Origin of the sequence: Paenibacillus donghaensis (genome assembly GCF_002192415.1) — a bacterium.
GTDB classification, from domain to species: domain Bacteria; phylum Bacillota; class Bacilli; order Paenibacillales; family Paenibacillaceae; genus Paenibacillus_AQ; species Paenibacillus_AQ donghaensis.
In genome coordinates, this window is record NZ_CP021780.1 from 6,133,135 (window position 1) to 6,152,992 (window position 19,858).

The following is a 19,858-nucleotide window of genomic DNA, read 5'->3' on the forward strand; positions in this document are numbered from 1 at the left end:
GGCTTAGGGGCTATACGGTCCGTAAGACGTCAAAAGATCGCAGATAGGAGGAAATAGGGGCTATACGGTCCGCTAGAATGCAGGTTACCTAGTTCAAGGGCTTGGAGTCTCGCGGGGTCCTAAGTAGTAACCGAATCTGCATCTAATTTCTCTGAAAGCTCTAATGTAGCCTTCTACATCCTCGTTGGAACCTAAGTAGTAACGAATACCACTACTATAATTGGAACCTCTTCCAATATGAGTCCAATCACGATCACTATCTTAAAACACAGAAACACCAGCAGACTGCTTACGTCCGCTGGTGTTTCTCATAAATCAGCCGTACAAGATGAAGCTATTGCCCCAGCAATATTTTGGCATAAGGCGAATCAATCGGCATCATGATTACCGGCTCATTCTTCAGTGTGGTCACATAACTCTCCAGCGTACGGTAGAAGCTGTAGAACTCAGGGTCCTTGCCGTAGGCCAGATTGTAGATCTTGGCGGCTTCCCCTTCGCCTTCGGCAATAATCTTCTTCGCGTCGGCTTCGGCCTGAGCCATCAGTTCTGTGGAGGTACGGTCGGCCTTGGAGGTGATTTTCTTGGATTCCTCGTCACCTTCGGACAGATACCGCGCGGCAATCGACTGGCGGTCCGAGATCATCCGGTTGTAGACACTTTGTTTGTTCTCTTCCGGCAGGTCGGTACGTTTGATCCGCACATCAATCACTTCAATCCCGTAATTATCACGGGTCAAGGCGGCAATTACGTCTTTGGTAATCTCATCGTTGATATTGCCCCGTCCGGTGTCCTCACTGATAATATTCTCATAATTGACCTCTGACAGCTTGCGGCGCACGGAGTTATATACCGCTTCATCAATGCGCTGAATGCCGCCGCCTACCGACTGTACGGTTCTCAGGAACTGCGAGGCGTTGGTAATTCTCCAGACCGTATAATTATCGACCACAATCGGCTTCTGGTCCTTGGTCAGGATGCTGGTTGGCGAGCTTTCATACGTCATCTGATACTTAGGGAGCTCCGAGACATTCTCAATAAAAGGAATCTTCAGCTTCAGCCCAGGCTCTTCCACGGCGCGCATCGCTTCACCGAAACGGAGGACTACCTTGTATTCCCCTTCTTTCACTATATACATGGAACCGGCAAGCAGGATAACTAGAACGACGGATGATATCAGGGCAATCCAGTGGTTTTTTCTCATTGGGCATCTCCTCCTTGCGGCGCGGCCGAAGCAGGCGGAGCCGCAGCTGACGGAGCAGGCGAACTGTCCGAAGCACTGCGCATCAGCTCGTTCAGCGGCAGATAATTTACGGTATCACTATTGGAGTTGGTAATGAAGATTTTGGCATTAGGCATGATCGTCTCCAGCGTCTCCAGAATCAACCGGCTCTCGGTGACACTCTTATTGTTGCTGTATTCGGCAAAAATCGCATTAAACTGGGCTACATCCCCCTGCGCGTTCAGGATACGCGATTTCTTCTCCCCTTCGGCATTCTCCAGCAGCGCTTGCGCTTCCCCGCGTGCCTTCGGAATGATATCGTTCTCATATTTCTTGGCGTTGTTGATCTTCGTATTCTTCTCTTCACGGGCATTGGTTACCTCGCGGAAGGCTTCCTCCACTTGACCGCTTGGCGGCTCAATATCCTGGAATTTGATATCAATGATCTGGATGCCGGTGTTGTATTTCTTCTGCAGGTCGACCAGCAGCACTCTGACCTTGTCCTGAATCACCGTCTTACCGTCAGTAATGGCATAATCCAGCTTCTCCGCACCAATTACCGCACGGATCGAGGAGCTTGCCGAGTTGCGCAGGAATTTGTCCGGGTCATCAATGTTATACAGATAATCGCGGATGTTGCTGATCTTCCACTGCACTACAGCATCAGCAGATACGATGTTCTCATCGCCCGTAATCATCATCGCTTCATCTTCATCTTCAACCGCAACGGATCCGTCCGCTTCCTGGCGATACCCAATATGTATCCGCTGGGTCAGCTCCGCCGGTACCGTGATCACCTGCTGGATGGGATATGGCCATTTGAAATGCAGCCCTGCCGAGGTCTCGTTGGTATACTTGCCAAACGTCAGAAGCGCCGCACGTTCCTGCTCTTGCACGGTGTAGAATGAAGAGGAGCCAAGAAAAATCAGCACAATGGCGGCAGCTACCCCCATTCCAATCTTCCTGTACATTCCCGGCTTCAGCTCCGGCAGCTTGCGCCCGCGCATTGGATTATTGCCATTCTCGTTCATGAAATTCAAGATGCATCGCTCCTTTTTGCGTATTTAAGTCTCTATAGAGGATCATATACGTAAAAAAAACAAAAAAGTCGCAACTTTTGCGACTTTGGTCAAGCTTGCTGGGTTTTGCTGCATTTCTCTATTGCGCAGGATGTGGTTTCACCTCCAGATCCGGGCCTTCTGCCACCGGTCAGCCCCTACATTCCTGTTGGCGGCGCAGCTATTTGACATGCTTCCTGTTCCTTGCGATATTCCCCCGGAGTCAGGCCCTCCAGCTTCTTGAACACACGAATAAAAGACATCGGATACAGATAGCCTACCTGCTCCGCGATACTCTGCACCGAGTCTGTCGTTCCTACGCGCACAATCGCAGGGATTCCACTCTCAGATTGGCGATTAGTTGGCACTCCAGCTAATTGCCAGTGCTGCTAGATCAGCCATTCCCTCCTATCCCCGTCCGGGAAAACGCCCTCCCGCAGCCATGCCTTTGGGCGAGATCCGTTCGATCTCGGCAAGATCGGCCGGAGTAAGCACTACCTCCAGCGCGCCGAGGTTCTCCTGCACCCGCTCCAGCCGTTTGGTACCGGGAATTGGCACAATGTCTTCCCCTTGTGCCATTAACCAAGCCAGCGCGAGCTGGGAGATGCTGCAGCCCTTCTGCGCGGCCATCTGTTCGATCAGCTTGACCACCTCCAAATTCTTGACGAAGTTCTCGCCCTGGAAACGCGGATAATGGCGGCGGTAATCGTCCTCTGCCAGGTCCTCAAATGTCTTGATCTGGCCGGTGAGGAATCCGCGGCCCAGCGGGCTGTAAGGTACGAAACCGATGCCCAGCTGCTTCAGCAGCGGCAGAATTTCATCCTCTACCTCGCGGCTCCACAGTGAATATTCCGTCTGGACGGCAGCAATTGGATGCACCGCATGTGCACGGCGGATAATGTCTGCCGGGGCTTCGGACAAGCCGATATAGCGGATCTTACCCGCCTTGACCAGCTCGGCCATCGTGCCGATAGTCTCTTCAATCGGCGTGCCCGGATCAGGGCGATGCTGGTAATACAAGTCGATGTAATCCAGTCCGAGGCTGTAGAGGCTGGCATCAACCGATTTTTTGACATAAGCCGGGTCGCCTTTCGGTCCCTGGGTATGCGTCACACCAAATTTGGTAGCGATAATCGCCTGATCACGCCGCCCCTTCAGCGCCCGCCCCACCAGCTTCTCATTGCCTCCGAAACGTCCCTGTGCGAATTCGCCATAAATATCTGCGGTATCAAATAAAGTCACTCCCAGATCAAGGGCTCCCTGAAGCGTGCGAACCGACTCCTCGTTGTCCGGCATCATCATGGTGCCCAGGCCAAGGGCTGAAACTTCCAGTCCTTCCTGTCCCAATCGTTTGGTCTGCATGGTATGGTTTCCTCTTTTCCTTGGATGATGGCTTGCTGTAGTAGTCTTCATTCTACCCGGACTTGGGAGCAGCAGCCACAGTATGGTTATGCTAGTAATAGAAATACCAGGCTGAGCAGAAGGCCAGCCGCAGACGCAGACGTAACTGAACCCCTCCATAAACTGATTAGGTTGGTTGAATCAGCAAACAGTGCTTTTTCCCGGCGTGGAGTAAGCGCTGATTAGGTGGTCACAAGTGTATTGAGGTGCGGCCTGCTTATGGAGTTCAGCTTATTGGTGGCTGCTTATGGAGTTCACCTTATGGAGTTTAACTTACAGAGTCAGGCTGCTTATGGAGTTCACCTTATAAAGTTTAACTTACAGAGTCAGGCTGCTTATGGAGTTCACCTTATGGAGTTCACCTTATGGAGTTTAACTTACAGAGTCAGCTTACTGTTAGTTTCTTATGGACAGCGTAGGGGTGCTCTTATGCAACTTTACAGATTCGGAGATCAGTCCGAGTGAATACCTGCAAATCTGCAGGAATTATCTGCAGATCTCCTCACCCAGCACCAAAACCTGCAAATGTACAGGAATTTTGCTTAAGAACCGACCTCTGAAGCCAATCTTGCTCAAAAAACTGCAGATTTGCAGGTTTTTGCCTCTTCGAGGTCAATAACGGTCTGAAAACCTGCAGATTTGCAGGCTTTCGCTCGGGTAGCGGCGGTATTGGCGGTATCGCTGGTATTGGTGGTATTGGTGGTATTGGTAATATCTGTTGCAGCGATATCGGTGGTATCAGTAGTATTGGCGGTATCGGTAGTATTGGTGGTATTGGTAGTATCTGTAGTGTGGTGGTATCTGTTGCAGCGATATCGGTGGTATCAGTAGTATTGGCGGTATCGGTAGTATTGGTGGTATTGGTAGTATCTGTAGTGTGGTGGTATCTGTTGCAGCGGTATCGGTGGTATCAGTAGTATTGGCGGTATCGGTAGTATTGGTGGTATTGGTAGTATCTGTAGTGTGGTGGTATCTGTTGCAGCGGTATCGGTGGTATCAGTAGTATTGGCGGCATTGGCGGTATTGGTAGTATCTGTTGTAGCGATATCAGTAGTATCAGCGGACTGCGGTAACTGAGTCTGTTCAGCGGCCTTTGAGGTTCTGCTCAAGAACATCCAGCAGCATGCCGTTTATACGCTCATGAATCCTGCCGGTCTGCTCGCTTAGCGGCTGGTCCGCTTCGAACAGCGGCAGATCACTAAAGGACATATGACTGGCTTCCTTCACCTCTATCAGTGATGCCTTGCCCTGCAGTCTGCGAACCAGTATTTCTTCAGTTTCTATGTATTTGGACACTACCTCTTCACCAAAAAGTTCCTTGAATCTGGCGAAATGAACTGCATCCCGCTGCAGTACAAGCACGGAGGGCGTATGTTTCCACTCGGTCTCCCCCGCTCTGAACAAATCCATACTCGGATCAAGCAGAACAGCGGCCGTCGTGCCGCCTAGTGAATGACCAATGAGCGCGATCCGCTCCAGATCCAGTACGCCTTGCAGCATACCGGATTCTGCATTCAACTTGACCATGGCGTTCAGCAGCCACTTCAAATCCTCGATTCGGAGATCTATTAGTTTACCCAGCGCCGGATAATTGTTCTCCACCTCCCGCATCTGTTCAGACTGGTGCAGGAATTCACCAGTTGGCAGCACTGTAAACATGGCTTCATAAGGCGCGCTGACCGTAATCACGGCAAAACCATCGTTAACCAACGCCGCGATAGCATACATATACATGTCCCGATCCAAGCCTAACGCAGGTGTAAGTATCACGACAGGATGCGAAGCTTCTGCTGAAGCATTCTGTTGGATAGGTGTATAGAACGTGAACTTAAGAAGGTTACATACGGAGTTGCCAGGAAGCCCTATGGTTCAGGCTTTCTGGCAACTCCACTACTCCATTCTTAAGTTCATCTTATATAGTCAAGTCTTCCAGCAGCTCCAGGTTCATTCCAATATCCTTAAGCAAGCCCACCGCCTGTTCCAGGCAGGGCTCAAATAACGCTGTATACTTCAGCCCAGGCCCCTGCTCAGGCATCCAGTCAGCCCCAGGAGTATATAGACTGACTATTATCCTTCTCTTCCTCTCTTCATGCTCAGACGTTTCCTGTCGGTTATCATCTGTAAATATCTGCACCCTCCGGCAGATCTGCATGGGGATCGCTCCAATCTCCGCTATTTAACTATCCTGTCTTATCATCCTTATATTTTGAAAAAAGCCTTGGCCGTTTCTGTCGTCCGCTCCATCACTTCATCCGCAGCAAGACCCATACATTCGGCGATCACCTGCGCAATATGCGGCAGGAACGCAGGTTCATTGCGGCCGTCTTTTGGCTTCGGCCGCAGATCACGCGGCGTCAGGAACGGCGCGTCGGTTTCGATCATCATCCGCTCCAGCGGGATGTGGCGAACCACCTCGCGCAGCGGCCCGCCGCGGCGCTCATCGCAGATCCAGCCGGTGATGCCGATGTGCAGCCCCAGCTCCAGGTAGCTGTGCAGCTCGGCTTCACTGCCGGTGAAGCAGTGCACTACCGCCGGCAGCGCCTCCGGCCTCCCTTCGCGCAGCATCCGCGCGAAGTCCTCGTGCGCGTCGCGCTCGTGCAGGAACAGCGGGAGCCGCAGCTGCGCAGCCAGCTCCAGCTGCCGCCCGAACCAGTCGCGCTGCAGCTCGCGCGGCGAGAAATCGCGATTGTAGTCGAGTCCGCACTCGCCAATCGCCACTACCTCCTCCCGCGCTGCCAGGCGGCGCAGCGCGGGCAAGGTCCGCGCATCACAGCTCTTCACATCATGCGGGTGTACACCCGCAGTGGCGTAGAGTCTGCGCGGATACTGCGCCGCATACTTCGCAGCGGCTTCGCTGCTTCTGATGCTTGTGCCCGTAAGGATTAGCGGCGATACGCCCGCGTCGGCCGCCGCCTGCACAACCCGCTCACGGTCTTCGCCGAAGGAGCGGTGCATCAGATTGACACCGATGTCAATCGTCTGTTTCTTCATGTTCTGTCCTCCTGTCGATCCTTCATACGAAATCTTCGCATTCATATCCCGAAGTCCTTCCCGCAGTCCTTCATACGAAATCTTCGCATTCATATCCCGAAGTCCTTCCCGCAGTCCTTCATACGAAATCTTGCATTCATATCCCGAAGTCCTTCCCGCAGTCCTTCATACAAAATCTTCGCATTCATATCCCGAAGTCCTTCCCGCAGTCCTTCATACGAAATCTTCGCATTCATATCCCGAAGTCCTTCCGTCAGTCCTTCATACGAAATCTTGCATTCATATCCCGAAGTCCTTCCCGCAGTCCTTCATACGAAATCTTCGCATTCATGCCTCGAAGTCCTTCCCGTCAGTCCTTCATGCAAAATCTTCGCATTCATATCCCGAAGTCCTTCCCGCAGTCCTTCATGCGAAATCTTTGCATTCATGCCTCGAAGTCCTTCCCGTCAGTCCTTCACAACATCAACTATTAATGCCATAAGTTTCGTCTACGGCAAGCACTTGCGGCGGCACCCGCTCGGCCAGCCAGACATCATGCCCGGCATCGTAGAACACAATCCCCTGCCGGGCAGCCGCTGCCGTGTCAATCCGCAGCATCACCAGCTTGCCCCGGCGTTTTCCCGCCAGCTCGGCGAAATGCGTATCGCCGGACAAATGCACATATTTCCGCCCCATCGGCAGCAGCCCCTGCTCCAGAATCTTCGGCAGCGCATGAAGGTTCGTCCCATGGTACAGTGCAGCTGGCGGCATGCCTGCATCATAGGCCAGCTTGCCGAAGCTGTGTCCATATCTCGCCCGGATGCGCTCCGCAGGCGCAGCGCCGTGAATCTCGAACCGCTGCTTATCCGAGCGCCGAACGACCTCGCGGATATCCTCAGCGGTGGTCTGCGACTGTCCACGGCTGCACCGAACGGCAGTCAGCAGGTCCTCCAGCTCACAGGAGCCGTCCTCCGGGTCAAGCCGGAGCCCGAAATCCTGCGGCGCATGGCGCAGCATCAGACTTAGCAGTTTACTTAAGCTTTGTTCTCCCTTACTGTTCATAAATGTTCTCCTTATATTGTGTTAGTACCGTGGTCGAATAACCTCTACTATATGTACCTGGTGCTCAAATGTCTCCACTATCCGGATTGCTTGTACCATCCTCTGTTCATTCCAGTCCGCAACCGCCTCTGTATTCAATATTATCTGATAACCTTACTCCCGAATATCATAATCTGCTAATTTTATCAATTCCTTCTTCCCCTGATTCCCTGTAGTCGTGATCAACTTGTTGTTCTCATCGGTTGTCCTCAATACATAATCCCCGGTCAGCCAGTTGGTATCTTCAACGTCGGCATTCTCTTCTGCTGTTGTCCCTGTGAAATACGAGCCATTGGTCGATCCAATCAAATACCAATCCTTGTTCTGATATCTGAATCTGTGTGTACTGAACCATCGCCAGTTACTTCCGCCATAGTGGTCGACCAGCACCGATCCACGGTTGATTGAAATCTGCTCAAATGGATCGCCCCATATACCGCCCTCATCTGCTTGCAGCATCACTTTCTGTGCCATCACCGACCGGGTAAATTCATGAGCTTTATTTCCAAAAGCGATAACTAGTGCCCGTGGAGCAGCCTCCCCCTCAGCCTGGGACTGATCCTGATCCTGTTCAATCACTGCCGCCAGGTCCGGGATACCGTCCTGATTAAGGTCACCTTCTGCTGTTGAAGGTTCTCCTTCCACCCGCTCCAGCACATGCCAACCCTCTGGCACAATTCCTGCAGAGTCATCATCTTCTACTTCTGTTATGGCTACGGCCTCTGAATCAACAGTCTGTTGATTTACCACGTTGTTAACAGGGTCAGTTCTTTCCTGACATCCTGTGAGTAGACCTATACTAACCAATAGGTATAAAAAAATTTGTTTTTTCATTGAGCTGCTCCCCTCCAACCCTATAAGTCAGTGCAACGTTTTAAATACTCGCTGGACCTAAGCAAGAACCATTCTTCGGTTAATCCAGAATAATTTGAGTTAGACTGACCCCTAAAAATGTGAAACAGCGTCAGCCATGGACGAGAAAATAAAGTCCTGGACTGACGCTGTTTTATCGAACTATTATTTTCCCGTTAACGGAATACGGTAGCCAATTAATTGTTTGACAACCATTTCGTACAGGTATCTGCACGTATTTGAAGCTCATTATACAGCAGGCTGGCATGGTAGCCGTCGCACACGGCATGATGGAATTGTCCCGATAATGGCAACAGTATCTTCCCGTCATGTTGAAAATATTTCCCGATTGTAAAGATGGGTAGTAAATAGGTTCCCTCGTTATAGACGTTCAGGTTAAAGCCCGTGAAGCTGACCCACGGAATGCCTGAAATGGGGAAGGTGTTTGCTGGCTCGTTTGTTTTAGCAATAAATTGTTTAACACTTCCGTACTTTCTCATATCATCAAGATAACGACTGTAGAAATCATTAAAATCTTCACCGTACAACGTCCAGATGCTTGAAAAAGTCTTATCATCATCATGGAAAATTGTAAAGCTAGGAGACAAACTGTCCCAATAACCTAATCTACCTTCAGCATTAAGACAGGTGCGAAATTCAGTGTGGCGGTTTACCACCGTAGTTATCATGTGGATTAGGGCTGGGTACAACTTAACTACCTTATTCTTGATTTCTGCCAGTAGGTGGGTAATGTCAATATTTGCAGTCATGCTATAGGTACATCTGACATTGTTTAAATAATGTTCGAAATAGGGTTTTCTGCTCCAGTTATCCATGACAATCGGATTAAAAATCATTTATTATAACCTCCTAAAATTATTGCATTTTTCTTTTTAGGAGGTCTGCTTAATGATCACGAAAGAGAACCAGGCGAAGTCAGGTATAGCAAAAAACTATCCAACATCGCAATCTATGTCATCATCCGTAAATAACAGCTCAAAAAAAGCCCACGATTGTGGAAAATACTCGCTGCTTGAAATCCCTCATTTAATTCCTGGCAAGCTTAAGGTAAACTAGCTATATAAGATGAACTTAAGAATGGAGTAGTGGAGTTGTCAGAAAGCCTGATGCATAGGGCTTCCAGGCAACTCCGTATGTAACATTCTTAAGTCCACGTTCTATATATCCTAAACTATTGGAGAATTAGATGCGAACCTTCTCGAACGAAACGGCCCGGAGAATTTTGGCGAATGAAATTAAGGTAGAAGCCTTGCTGCAGCAGTATCCCGAATATCAGGAAGAGGTACTACAGGAACTTGGTGTGATTAAGAACAACACGGAATCGAACATCGTTCATGCCATTATTGACCGCTATACGGCAAGTGCGAAGCTGGCTACCAGCAAAATTCGTAAAAGCGGCTTAAACGAAGCGACCGTCAATGTGTTTTTGCCCAAGATTATCAAAGCCCGCTTTGCGATTTATCTGCTGGAGCAATTAAATGTTGCCGTCTCTGCGAAAAGCCCTGCCACCAGTGTACGCTTCAACCTGTGGGATGGCACCATTCTGCAGAAGCTTTTGTTCCGCAAGGGTTTTGACAGAAAGCCCGTGTCATTGGGATTATTTAAGTTCTGGTGGCGGTTAATCTCCCATAAAGAGATCCTAATGCCACTCGTGAATAAAAAAGGCATCTACTGCTTCTACTCCAAAGCGTTAATTAAAGAGCTCTCCACCCTGCTCGGAGATAAGAAATGCCTTGAAATCGCGGCCGGGGATGGCACGCTGACTCGCTTTTTGCAGCAAAAAAATATCGACTGCCATGCAACCGACGACTACAGCTGGGAGCATTACATCACCTATCCTCAGTCTGTGGAGAAAGCCGACGCCAAAGCTGCGCTCCAGAAATACAGTCCTGAAGCTGTCCTATGCTCCTGGCCTGTGCCGGGTAATCCGTATGAGAAGCATGTGTTCCGAACACCATCCGTTGACCTGTATATCATGCTTGGTACAAGTGAAGCTGCCGTTACCGGCGATTTCGCAGCCTATACTAACGCTGACAAGTTCAGCATGGAACGGAGTGAGCGCCTGTCTGCGCTACTTTTACCTCCATCTGATGAGAATGCTGTGTATATTTTTAGAAGGAAGACCCAGGGCTAGCCCCATTATCACAACAACTAACATTGTACTTCCAAGGAGGAGAGCGCCATAACCATCGCATTACTGATTGTCGATATGCAGAACCTGTTCTTACAAGAGCGGATGGAGAAACTGCAGGTTCCTGAAGCCTGTGAGTACATTAATCATGTAGCGGAGCTGCTTCGTGCCCAAGACCAGGTGGTCATCCATATTCATGACATGGAAGGTTCAACCGAGGATACCAACCCGGAGGCCAGACATACCATTCCGCAGATTACAGTAGGGCCTCAGGACCTGCAGGTGGCCAAAGAATATAGCAATGCCTTCTGGAAAACCGATCTGGAAGAGCAGCTTCGCGCCCAGGGGGTCGACTTCGTCATCGTTGCCGGCTTCGCCGCAGAACATTGCGTTACCTTCACCGCTAACGGTGCCGTGGAGCGAGGTTTCCCAGTTGCCATTCTCCAAAAGGGCATTCTGAGCACCAAACCTGAGGCCATCATCTCCCTCTACCAGGATCGGCATATGATCTCCTACCCGGTTGTTGAATATATGGTTCAATCATTTAGAGTGAATAATAAACGGATTTTCCCTGAATAAAATCCTTACACAAGGTATCGCATAGTTCAGCTGCATTGGTTTTAATCCACCCATTTCTATTATCGTCTCGGATGAAAAAACAATAGCTGATAAATATGTCCATGAATATCAAACCTTCAATGTACCTTAAATCATCCATAATAAATGAACTTTTAGACGAATAGCCATTTAAGAATGTTTTTCTCCATTCGGTAGGGAGCATAGAAGAAGCACTGCCTAGATCGAACAAATAATAGCTGTAGCCACTTAAACTAAAATCGATTAATCCTAGCCGTCCATTGTGGATGATGACATTACCGAATTGTAAATCTGCATGGATGAGCCCCCAAGAATTTTTCCGGGAATCCAGCTCAATTAATTGTCTTTTGACAAGTTGAAGCACTTCTTTGATGGTTTCATACTGTTCCATACTATATAAAGCACGTTCAACACCACACTGCAGCTCATCCATAGCAAAATCAATGCGGTTTCCATCGTATACAGGTCTACTTAGTTTCTCCACTGGCTTATAACTGCGAGTAAATTCATGAAGCGCTGCAAGTTCTTCTCCTAATGCGAAAGCAGCTGCTTCCATATCATCTTCTTCGACGGATAGAGTAGCCCCTTCCATCCAAGTCAATAGTGTTGCTAAGCAAGGGACGTCAAACTCGGTGGAATTGTATACGGTAACATAATCACCCATGCAATTCTTAACTGGCTCTTGGACATGAATTACATTATTCGAATAAAGCTCCTTCAGTACAATCATTTCTGACTGCAATCCCTCAAAAGTATTCTGTATACCAGCAAAACCATCGGTGACCGGCATATGTATACGCAATATATAGCAATTACGATTTAACGGATCAGTTATCTTAAAAGTGATATTTTCATTATGGCGAATGAACTCGATATCCGGACTGCCAAATGGATACAATGAAACAATTTCCTTGGCTAATGTTATATAATCCACACCTTTATCCCCCTTTAGAAGCTAATGTCTTAGTAAGAAGGATTTCCAACGGCTCATCCTCCAGCAGCAAACACCCTGCATCCCGATAACCCAATCTTCTATAAAAGTGCTGAGCCTCTTCATTGGCCATCGTAGAGGTCATAACTCCTTGAAATCCCTGCTTCTTCATTTCATCTTCCCAGAACAGAACGGCCTCCTTACCTAATCCCTTGCTTCGATAGGCTTCATCGATCCAAATCATATTCAGAAAAGGGGTGTTGTCCCAAAAGTAACCGTAACGCATCCACCCTATAATACTTCCGTCTTCATTCTGTAAAATGTAAATCTCATTCCCCCTAATTTTAGGCAGGATTAAATGTTCGGCAATATGATGGTCATGTTCTCTAATGAACTCATAGTCCGAATCCGTTGCGGCAACGATTCTCATGTCGGTTACTCCTTTTACTTTTATGTATACACGGTTTGTTTCCCTAAACAAGGTAATCCTTCTTAAATAATAGGAATGTATTCGCCGTTATAATCAAATTGGTAGTCATTGTCGATACGGATATAGCCAAGTATGCAATGCCACCTATCCCTGTAGAACACACTGGAGTAATTCTGATTATCCCGATTTCCTTCTGCAATCAAGATTTCTTTGTCTCCGCATGCCAAAACAATACCTGTGTGATCATGGGAGTCATCGGATAACAGTTGATCGTAGATCACGATATCTCCACGTTGAGGAATAAACCCATTCTGCCCATCGCCATAAAAGAACCCGGTTTCAGGTAACTGTGCCCACTCTAACCATGCCCCTACCCCAGCCAGCCGATACATACCATTCGGGTACCGAATCGGCAATTGAAATCCAGCTTGCATACAGCAGTGATACACGAACGCAGCACACCAATTGCTCTGTAATACTTTATAGATCCCTTGATCAGGCCAATATGTACAGATTTCCCGATATCGTTCGTCTCCCGGAATGCCAATGATCTTCTCTCTCCCGAGTGCTTCTGCAATCTCAGCCAACTTGCTGCGTCTGTTCGGGTGCTGGAGAATCGCCCTCTTGTCACTGTAATGCTTCTTGTCCGAAAGCTCCCCTGGAATCGCTAATTCACGAAACACATTGCGGAGTCTGCCAGCATCCTGCTGCGTTAACCTACCACTGTTATTATTCTGGAAATACATCTGCAGCACATAAGCATCCTTGACGATTTCTTCATACGGACCCTGAACCCTGCTTCTGTCCTCATGATAGAAGATGGCCTTTAGGATTGTGATCTGCTCTTCTTCCGTAAAAATATTCAGATGGGTTAACAGAGGTCTTACCGTCTCGGCACTGTTGGGACCAGGAAATTCACGAATTCCGGTTCTATAGAAATAATAATTGTGAAGTAATCCTGTAATCGCTGCCAATTCCTGATTTTGTTCTCTCTTCATAGCGAGCATGGAGGCTAAGGTGGACACCCCGTACAGCTGAACACACGCTTCCTGTCTCTGGAGTGCGTTAACCATGGACATGATCATTTCTTGAACAAGTACACGAACACTATCAAGCCGCTGATTTGCTTTTGTTGCCGTTTGTTCACTCACTGTGAGTCTTCGCCTCTCTTATACAATTTTTATTAAAAATAGCTTGTTCGGTAAAATAACCCAACCTTATTGTAATACATCACTTGTTCAAGAAGATAGTTATGACATCTATAAGTGAACTACCTTACTTGACTTGGAGTAAGCTCCAAGTTATACAATTGACTTAAACAGATAAGAAAGTATGTGATGAAAATAATGAGTGAAGTCAACAGATTTACTATTAAACAAACTTCGTAGCAGACCGGATTAACCGAAGATACCATAAGATATTATGAGAAAATCGGCCTGCTGCCACGTGCGGAACGAAAGGAAAATGGTCATCGTGTATACCGTTCAGAAGATATTAATTCAATCAAGTTCATTATATGTTTGAAAAAAGCAGGCTTGTCACTCTATGATATGAAGCCGTATTTGCATCTCTCCTATGACGATAACCTGGCAGAGTTTCCTGAATTGTACGGAATGCTTCAAGGTCACAAGAAAAATATAGAAAATCAAATAGCGGGAAACTCCGGCTTCCTGAACACTCATAAGTGGATATAATTTACTTGGTGCTTGACTTGAAGTTGACTCCAAGTTGTAAGATGCATTTATTCTCAAAATAAATGCATAAAGGAGAAAACAATCATGATGAAGTTATTAACTTTATTGATACAGCATATCTCTATGGATTCGGGAGATCCGAAGAACTAATTGGTGAAATCATTACAGAAAGAGGCGACCGCGATCGTCTTGTTATATCCACGAAGGCTTCTCCTGATTTCAAATTTGTCGACGGAGTCATGGAAATAGATAATAGTCGTTCAGCGCTGAGGCAAGCTGTTGAAGACAGCCTGACAAGACTGCAAACGGATTATTTGGATATGTACTTCCTTCACTTCCCGGATACCAAAACCCCACTTGCAGAGTTAGAATTTAATACCAACCATCAATTGGATGTCCTTCAGGTTCAATATAATTTGCTCGTGAGAACTGCCGAAGCGGAAATCATACCTTATTGTTTAGAGAACCAAATATCGGTTATTCCCTATTTATCCACTTGCAGACGGGCTGCTTGCCGGTAAATACACGAAGAATGATACATTCAATGACATGTCCCGTATGAATAATCCTCTATTCCAAAAGGAAGCCCTCCTTGCCAATCTCAATCATATTGAACAGTTAAAGACATTTGCTCTGAATAAAGGAAACTGCACAAGTCGCTCTCGCCTGGTTGTTAGCCCAACACAGGCGAAGGGTTACACTCCTTCGCCTGTGTCATTCCCTTACGAACGGTTTAATATTTAGTCCTCGTCTCTTCCTTGAGCCCTCCCTTCTGCAATAAAACGTTACTACTTAGGCCCAGGCAAGAAATTCTACCGCTAGTTCACGGCTAACCCCATCATGCTGAGAGTTACGGACCCCAGCGCCCTCCGCTGCTGACGCCACTTTTGCGGGAGTTACGGACTCCATGGCCACTTTCAAAGAATATTAAAAACAGGGCTACCCGAAGGCAGCCCCAATAAAAATCATGTTGATATTCTCGATGTCAGTTCTCTGACAAAAACTGTTCAGTGACATTATAGTTGGTTCCTGAAAAAGTGAGTAAGATCAAGTGTTTCACGTTTTTATCCGTATTTTAAGTTACAAAAATATGCTCCCTCTTTTTGCATGTGTTTTAATCCCATTTTTTTGATTTACAATAATTTTGTGATCAATGATATTACCTTCTGGGATTCAGGGAATCTTCCCAAGCCATTATCACCATATGCCAGTCTTCCATATTCCGGCTCTATGAAGTTATATCCATATCTCTTTAATTTTCTTATATTATCTTGAACAATTAGATTCGTGAACATTTTCACATTCATTGCAGGCACAAACAAAACTGACTTTTGGGTTGCCATAATAGTTGTTGACAGCATATCATCTGCGATCCCGGCGGATACCTTTCCAATGATATTAGCCGTAGCTGGGGCTATCAGAAAAAGATCTGCCATCTCGGCATATGCAACATGCTCAATATTCCATTTCTTCGGTTCGGAGAACATATCATAGATTACCGGGTTATGTGTTATGGATTGAAAGGTTAGTGGTTTGACAAATTCCACCGCACTTTCCGTCATGATAACATGTACATCTGCATTCATTTTTTTTAACATACTCACAATTTCAACTACCTTATATGCAGCAATTCCTCCACATACACCGACCAGTATTTTCTTGGTTTTCAACACCTGAATATCCCCCCGTAGATTATATTAATTGTCTTCAAACCAGGCCTGTTGATTAACTAATATTTGGTGACCTATAATGGCCCAATAGCAAACACCCATTCGCCCCTTATTCAAACCTTTTACTGAATTCACGAAAAAGGCACCTGCCCATCCTTTCGGGGAGACCCCCTGACGGCTTATTATTTCCTGCTACTACCCACTTAATTAGATTTCCACAGCTACACCATAATGATCTGATACAACTGGACCATTCGTGCCATTGAGCACAACGGTCGAGGATTTGGCATTTACCAAATGGTTGGCAAAAATATAATCGATCCGCAATGGCTGACTGTTATCCTTCCAGTCGCCAATGGCTTTGACCACCGTCGCTCCGTCATCTTTGCTGAGGGCTGTTGAATAAAGATCAAACCAGATAGCCTGTTGTTCAATGACCACTTGCACACCGAGGATTTTTACGAGTGCGAAAATTGTTATAACTGTGTCGGTTTCAGTAGTATAATAATGCTCCAGTTTTGTAGCAGACAGAGGCCGCTCATGCATGGATTGGTTGACCTCCTGCAAAGCGATAATATCAAGTTCGTGTAATAGAAATACAGTATATGGACGGTTCCACTCTCGAACTTAATTCTTGTATTATTTTTACCTCCTCTTGAAAAAACCTGCCGAAGTTCTTTTCTTAGGCATTGGCGTTGACTGGAAAATTCTACTTGAATCTATAATAATGAAGTCCCTTATTTATTTATGAGGTGCCTACTTCTTCTCCGCTATCCGCCGTACCAGCGAATCATACAAATAAATCAGCTCACTGGAAGGACGGATGCCAAGCTCCCGGCTGAGCAGCCGGACGTAGTCGGTGTAGACCGCGTTTAGTCCTTTTTTGTCCCCGGTCATTTCGTGTATGGTCATCAGCTGCCGGATTACCGATTCTTCAAACGGATTACGCTTGTTCAGCTTCAACAACAGCCTGGAGGCGGAAGCTGTATCCTGCATGGAAATGAGCACTTCAGCAAGCCGTTTAACGAACGAGGCGTACAGTTTCGCATAACGTTCGGTTTCATGAATGGCCCATACGTAGGCTTTGTCCCCAAACAGGTCCCCTGTATACAACCGTTCGATTTGCAATGCCGTCTCGATATTACCGAGATCAATAGCTTGCAGCTTCTCCACCTGCTTTTCGAATGCCAAGTAGTCGATCATTGGCTCTTTCAATTCGAGTGCATATCCGTTGTTTTCCGAGCGTACAACTTCCCGTAGACCTAGCGGCTCCAAAGACTTGCGCAGTTGATAGACGGTTGTGTTGAGATTGCTCTCCGCATTTGTCCGGTGCATACCTCCAAAAATATCCGTAACCAGTCTGGAACGGGGGATTCGTTTCCCCTGGTAAAGGAGCAAATAAGCGAACAGTTCTGCACATTTCCGCGAAATCCATTTGACGCGGCCCGATTCGTTGCTCACGGCGACATTGCCAAGCATTGTCAAAGCCACCCTATTCAAACTTGTCGAAACCGAAACCTGCGCTGAAAGCGGAGAGGATTGGTTAACCCGCCGATTGTCCAGCGCACGGTTAACCGCACGCTGCAATCTCTCCTGGGAGACGGGTTTGACCAAATAGTCCAGCACGGACAAATCGTAAGCTTCCAGGGCAAATTCCTTATGCGAGGTTACAAACACGATTTGTACCGGGGAACCTGATGCTTCCATCCTGGCGGCGAATTCCATGCCGGTCTCACCCGGCATAGAAAGATCTACAAATGCAAGTGCGACATCCGGATTCTCGCTTAAAAAAGAGGCTGCAGACTTCGTATCCGTAAAAGTACCAACTATGTGGACTTCGGGCAGCTTGAGCAACATTTTACTAAGAATCAGATGTATCGTCCGCTCATCGTCTACCAGAATAACCTTCATAAACTTCCTCCTCTCTTCCGCCATGATTAATCGTATCGCTCTCCCCCGCCGAACCCAGCAAGGTAAAAGAGAAGATGGTCCCTATCCCCGGCTCACTTTCGAACCAAAGGTTTCCGCCATGAATACGGACAAATTCGCGGGTCAATGCAAGCCCAAATCTTGTTTCCCCAGAATCGTCCCCGGCAGCCGGCGCTTTTAAGATGGGCTCCTCCAAGCGCAGCATTTCCGCCGTCTGTTCATCAATCCCCGCCCCGTTGTCCCGTACGGACACGATGATCTGGGTGCCTTCGAGCACGGCTCCAACCTCAATGCTGCCACCTATTCCAGTAAATTTAATGGCATTTGACAGCAAATTGCGGAGGATAAGGTCCAGCATCTCTTTATCTGCTCTGACCGTAAGATGGCCGCCAATTTTCTCTGTCATCCGAATTTGCTTCATCCCGGCTTTCGTGCCTGACAGTACCAATGCCTGCCTGACAACTTGCTGCAAACTCCAGCCCTGCGGGTGAAAGGAAACTTTCCCTTTCTGGCTGCGGTACCAATCCAGTAAATTCTCCACAAGCTGAAAGGTGTTCTGGACCTGCCCTTTGAGTTCCCGGACGACCTCCGCATGTTCAAAGTCTGCGATGGTCAGTTCATCGCCAAGCAGCTCCGTCAGGCTGACCAGAAGCGCGATCGGATCGCGAATATCATGGGCCACGATCGTGAACAGCTTATCTTTAAATGCGTTTAGCTCGGACAGCTGCCGGGCATTCTCGCGCAGCCGGGCTTCGCTCTCCTTCAACTCCGTAATATCGCTGAACATCAGAATTTTACCGATTGGCGTGCTACCCGTATCGTAAATAAAAGACAAGCTGCAGTTATAGTACAGCTTCCGGTTTACATGGAACCGTTCGAACGGAAAACGCTCATCCCCATCGCCAGCGGCTCTAACACGTTCAAGCAGTTCCGGGCTGCCAGACAACACTTCCGCCATATCTACCGGGTAACGTTTCATCAAACCCAGCTCCGGAATCACCTTTTCTGCCGCCCGATTGTAACTGACGATCTGGTTCTCATAATCAAACAGGATGACACCATCGCGGATGGTTTCGAATACCCGGGCCATCGCAAGAGGCGTCAAGCGGAGCAGATTGAACCTGAGAATTCCCCAGGCATAAGCAACCCCCGATACAGCAAATCCAAACGGGGTAAAATCAATACTCGTTCCGGTCCATAGGAACAAGTTGAAAAACATAGGGGCGACCGCACCCAGCAGCAAAACAAAAATCTGCTTCCGCACAATCGGCAATGCCCGCACATACATCGGCATAAAGAGCACAATCCCGCTGATCAAAATCAGATAATTATAGACGGTGTGCACCTTATACCAAGGTCCCTTCACCGTGCTATATAGGGAAACCGAAGACACCGGATTCAGGAGATAACGTTCATAGATCAGATGATGCCAATCATTGGTTAAATGAAGGGAAAATACGACGGTGGGGATTAGGAATAGCAGCACAGCGAGCCGCTTTCGATAGCGGGCTGCCGTTCCGGTGAATTGGATGACTTGAAAAAGCCAAAGTGCAGACACAAATGGAATGCCTACATATTCGATTTGTAGCGACAGCTTCACGTCGCTTAAGCTCCCGCTAAGTACTTCGAGCGCATAACCGAACGCATAAAAAGCCGCTGCCAGCATAATCAAAATCATCGTTTTAGCAACAGGCAGATGTCTTTTCTGATAGGACAAGAAAGAGACAAACAACATCAGTGCCGTTGCGACAAAAAGCATAATCGACATCCATTGTCTAATGTCCACGGCTGCGTCTCCCTTAATATTAAGAATCTACTAAAATAGGATAGCACCTTCTATACTCTAGTGTCCAC

Annotated in this window: 22 protein-coding genes and 1 pseudogene; 5 read left to right on the forward strand and 18 right to left on the reverse strand. The window is 47.6% G+C overall.

What is annotated here, in order from left to right:
- Positions 1-334: 334 nt before the first annotated feature.
- The 11 genes from hflC to catA form a co-directional block, all read right to left on the reverse strand.
- Positions 335-1,201 (reverse strand): protease modulator HflC, encoded by an 867-nt coding sequence (gene hflC, locus B9T62_RS27755; RefSeq protein ID WP_087918232.1) that lies wholly within the window; start codon positions 1,199-1,201, stop codon positions 335-337.
- Complete coding sequence (hflK, locus tag B9T62_RS27760) at positions 1,198-2,250, reverse strand: FtsH protease activity modulator HflK (protein WP_087920457.1); 1,053 nt, start codon at positions 2,248-2,250, stop codon at positions 1,198-1,200. The genes hflC and hflK overlap by 4 nt, the downstream gene beginning before the upstream one ends.
- Positions 2,251-2,435: 185 nt before the next feature.
- Positions 2,436-2,645: a helix-turn-helix domain-containing protein gene (locus tag B9T62_RS27765; RefSeq protein WP_087918233.1), complete on the reverse strand. Its 210-nt coding sequence runs from the start codon at positions 2,643-2,645 to the stop codon at positions 2,436-2,438.
- A 40-nt stretch (positions 2,646-2,685) separates the two neighbouring features.
- Positions 2,686-3,639, reverse strand: a complete 954-nt coding sequence (locus tag B9T62_RS27770) for an aldo/keto reductase (protein ID WP_087918234.1) — start codon at positions 3,637-3,639, stop codon at positions 2,686-2,688.
- A 1,122-nt stretch (positions 3,640-4,761) separates the two neighbouring features.
- On the reverse strand, positions 4,762-5,412 hold the full coding sequence (locus B9T62_RS27780; RefSeq protein WP_087918236.1) for an alpha/beta hydrolase: 651 nt from the start codon (positions 5,410-5,412) through the stop codon (positions 4,762-4,764).
- Positions 5,413-5,590: 178 nt separating this feature from the next.
- Positions 5,591-5,713: a hypothetical protein gene (locus B9T62_RS41345; protein ID WP_281257646.1), complete on the reverse strand. Its 123-nt coding sequence runs from the start codon at positions 5,711-5,713 to the stop codon at positions 5,591-5,593.
- Between the two features lie 164 nt (positions 5,714-5,877).
- Entirely contained in the window at positions 5,878-6,669 is a 792-nt protein-coding gene (locus B9T62_RS27790; RefSeq protein ID WP_087920458.1) for a TatD family hydrolase, read from the reverse strand.
- A gap of 89 nt (positions 6,670-6,758) precedes the next feature.
- On the reverse strand, positions 6,759-6,905 hold the full coding sequence (locus B9T62_RS39535; protein WP_157794036.1) for a hypothetical protein: 147 nt from the start codon (positions 6,903-6,905) through the stop codon (positions 6,759-6,761).
- A gap of 226 nt (positions 6,906-7,131) precedes the next feature.
- On the reverse strand, positions 7,132-7,710 hold the full coding sequence (locus B9T62_RS27795) for an RNA 2'-phosphotransferase (RefSeq protein WP_087918238.1): 579 nt from the start codon (positions 7,708-7,710) through the stop codon (positions 7,132-7,134).
- Positions 7,711-7,863: 153 nt separating this feature from the next.
- A complete protein-coding gene (locus B9T62_RS27800; RefSeq protein WP_169834443.1) occupies positions 7,864-8,583 on the reverse strand; it encodes a hypothetical protein in 720 nt (239 codons plus the stop codon).
- Between the two features lie 215 nt (positions 8,584-8,798).
- Positions 8,799-9,458: a type A chloramphenicol O-acetyltransferase gene (catA, locus tag B9T62_RS27805; RefSeq protein ID WP_087918240.1), complete on the reverse strand. Its 660-nt coding sequence runs from the start codon at positions 9,456-9,458 to the stop codon at positions 8,799-8,801.
- 52 nt (positions 9,459-9,510) lie between these two features.
- Here catA and B9T62_RS39540 point away from each other — a divergent pair, with 52 nt between their 5' ends.
- From B9T62_RS39540 to B9T62_RS27815, 3 genes are all read left to right on the forward strand, one after another.
- A complete protein-coding gene (locus tag B9T62_RS39540) occupies positions 9,511-9,678 on the forward strand; it encodes a hypothetical protein (RefSeq protein ID WP_157794037.1) in 168 nt (55 codons plus the stop codon).
- A 130-nt stretch (positions 9,679-9,808) separates the two neighbouring features.
- Positions 9,809-10,756 carry an SAM-dependent methyltransferase gene (locus B9T62_RS27810; protein ID WP_087918241.1) on the forward strand — a complete coding sequence of 316 codons (948 nt, stop codon included), beginning with the start codon at positions 9,809-9,811 and terminating at the stop codon, positions 10,754-10,756.
- A gap of 66 nt (positions 10,757-10,822) precedes the next feature.
- Complete coding sequence (locus tag B9T62_RS27815) at positions 10,823-11,332, forward strand: cysteine hydrolase family protein (RefSeq protein ID WP_342746202.1); 510 nt, start codon at positions 10,823-10,825, stop codon at positions 11,330-11,332.
- Here the strand turns inward: B9T62_RS27815 and B9T62_RS27820 are convergent.
- The 3 genes from B9T62_RS27820 to B9T62_RS27830 form a co-directional block, all read right to left on the reverse strand.
- Positions 11,298-12,284 (reverse strand): phosphotransferase enzyme family protein, encoded by a 987-nt coding sequence (locus tag B9T62_RS27820; protein ID WP_087918243.1) that lies wholly within the window; start codon positions 12,282-12,284, stop codon positions 11,298-11,300. The genes B9T62_RS27815 and B9T62_RS27820 overlap by 35 nt on opposite strands.
- A 4-nt stretch (positions 12,285-12,288) precedes the next feature.
- Positions 12,289-12,711 (reverse strand): GNAT family N-acetyltransferase, encoded by a 423-nt coding sequence (locus tag B9T62_RS27825; protein WP_087918244.1) that lies wholly within the window; start codon positions 12,709-12,711, stop codon positions 12,289-12,291.
- Between the two features lie 62 nt (positions 12,712-12,773).
- A complete protein-coding gene (locus B9T62_RS27830; protein WP_245864096.1) occupies positions 12,774-13,862 on the reverse strand; it encodes a CHAP domain-containing protein in 1,089 nt (362 codons plus the stop codon).
- Between the two features lie 249 nt (positions 13,863-14,111).
- On the opposite strand from B9T62_RS27830, the pseudogene B9T62_RS27835 reads away from it, so the two are divergent.
- Positions 14,112-14,405: pseudogene (locus B9T62_RS27835) on the forward strand (MerR family transcriptional regulator); the annotation flags it as partial.
- A gap of 62 nt (positions 14,406-14,467) precedes the next feature.
- Positions 14,468-14,926 carry an aldo/keto reductase gene (locus B9T62_RS40955; RefSeq protein ID WP_245864097.1) on the forward strand — a complete coding sequence of 153 codons (459 nt, stop codon included), beginning with the start codon at positions 14,468-14,470 and terminating at the stop codon, positions 14,924-14,926.
- Positions 14,927-15,538: 612 nt separating this feature from the next.
- On the opposite strand, the gene B9T62_RS27845 is transcribed toward B9T62_RS40955, so the two are convergent.
- The 4 genes from B9T62_RS27845 to B9T62_RS27860 all read right to left on the reverse strand — a co-directional run bounded on the left by B9T62_RS27845 (position 15,539) and on the right by B9T62_RS27860 (position 19,790).
- On the reverse strand, positions 15,539-16,078 hold the full coding sequence (locus B9T62_RS27845) for a flavoprotein (protein ID WP_087918245.1): 540 nt from the start codon (positions 16,076-16,078) through the stop codon (positions 15,539-15,541).
- A 204-nt stretch (positions 16,079-16,282) separates the two neighbouring features.
- Positions 16,283-16,621, reverse strand: coding sequence for an exonuclease/endonuclease/phosphatase family protein (locus B9T62_RS39545; protein WP_157794038.1), 339 nt, complete (start codon positions 16,619-16,621; stop codon positions 16,283-16,285).
- 210 nt (positions 16,622-16,831) lie between these two features.
- Positions 16,832-17,986 carry a response regulator gene (locus B9T62_RS27855; protein ID WP_169834444.1) on the reverse strand — a complete coding sequence of 385 codons (1,155 nt, stop codon included), beginning with the start codon at positions 17,984-17,986 and terminating at the stop codon, positions 16,832-16,834.
- On the reverse strand, positions 17,961-19,790 hold the full coding sequence (locus tag B9T62_RS27860; RefSeq protein WP_087918247.1) for a sensor histidine kinase: 1,830 nt from the start codon (positions 19,788-19,790) through the stop codon (positions 17,961-17,963). Before B9T62_RS27860 ends, B9T62_RS27855 begins: the two co-directional genes overlap by 26 nt.
- Positions 19,791-19,858 lie beyond the last annotated feature (68 nt).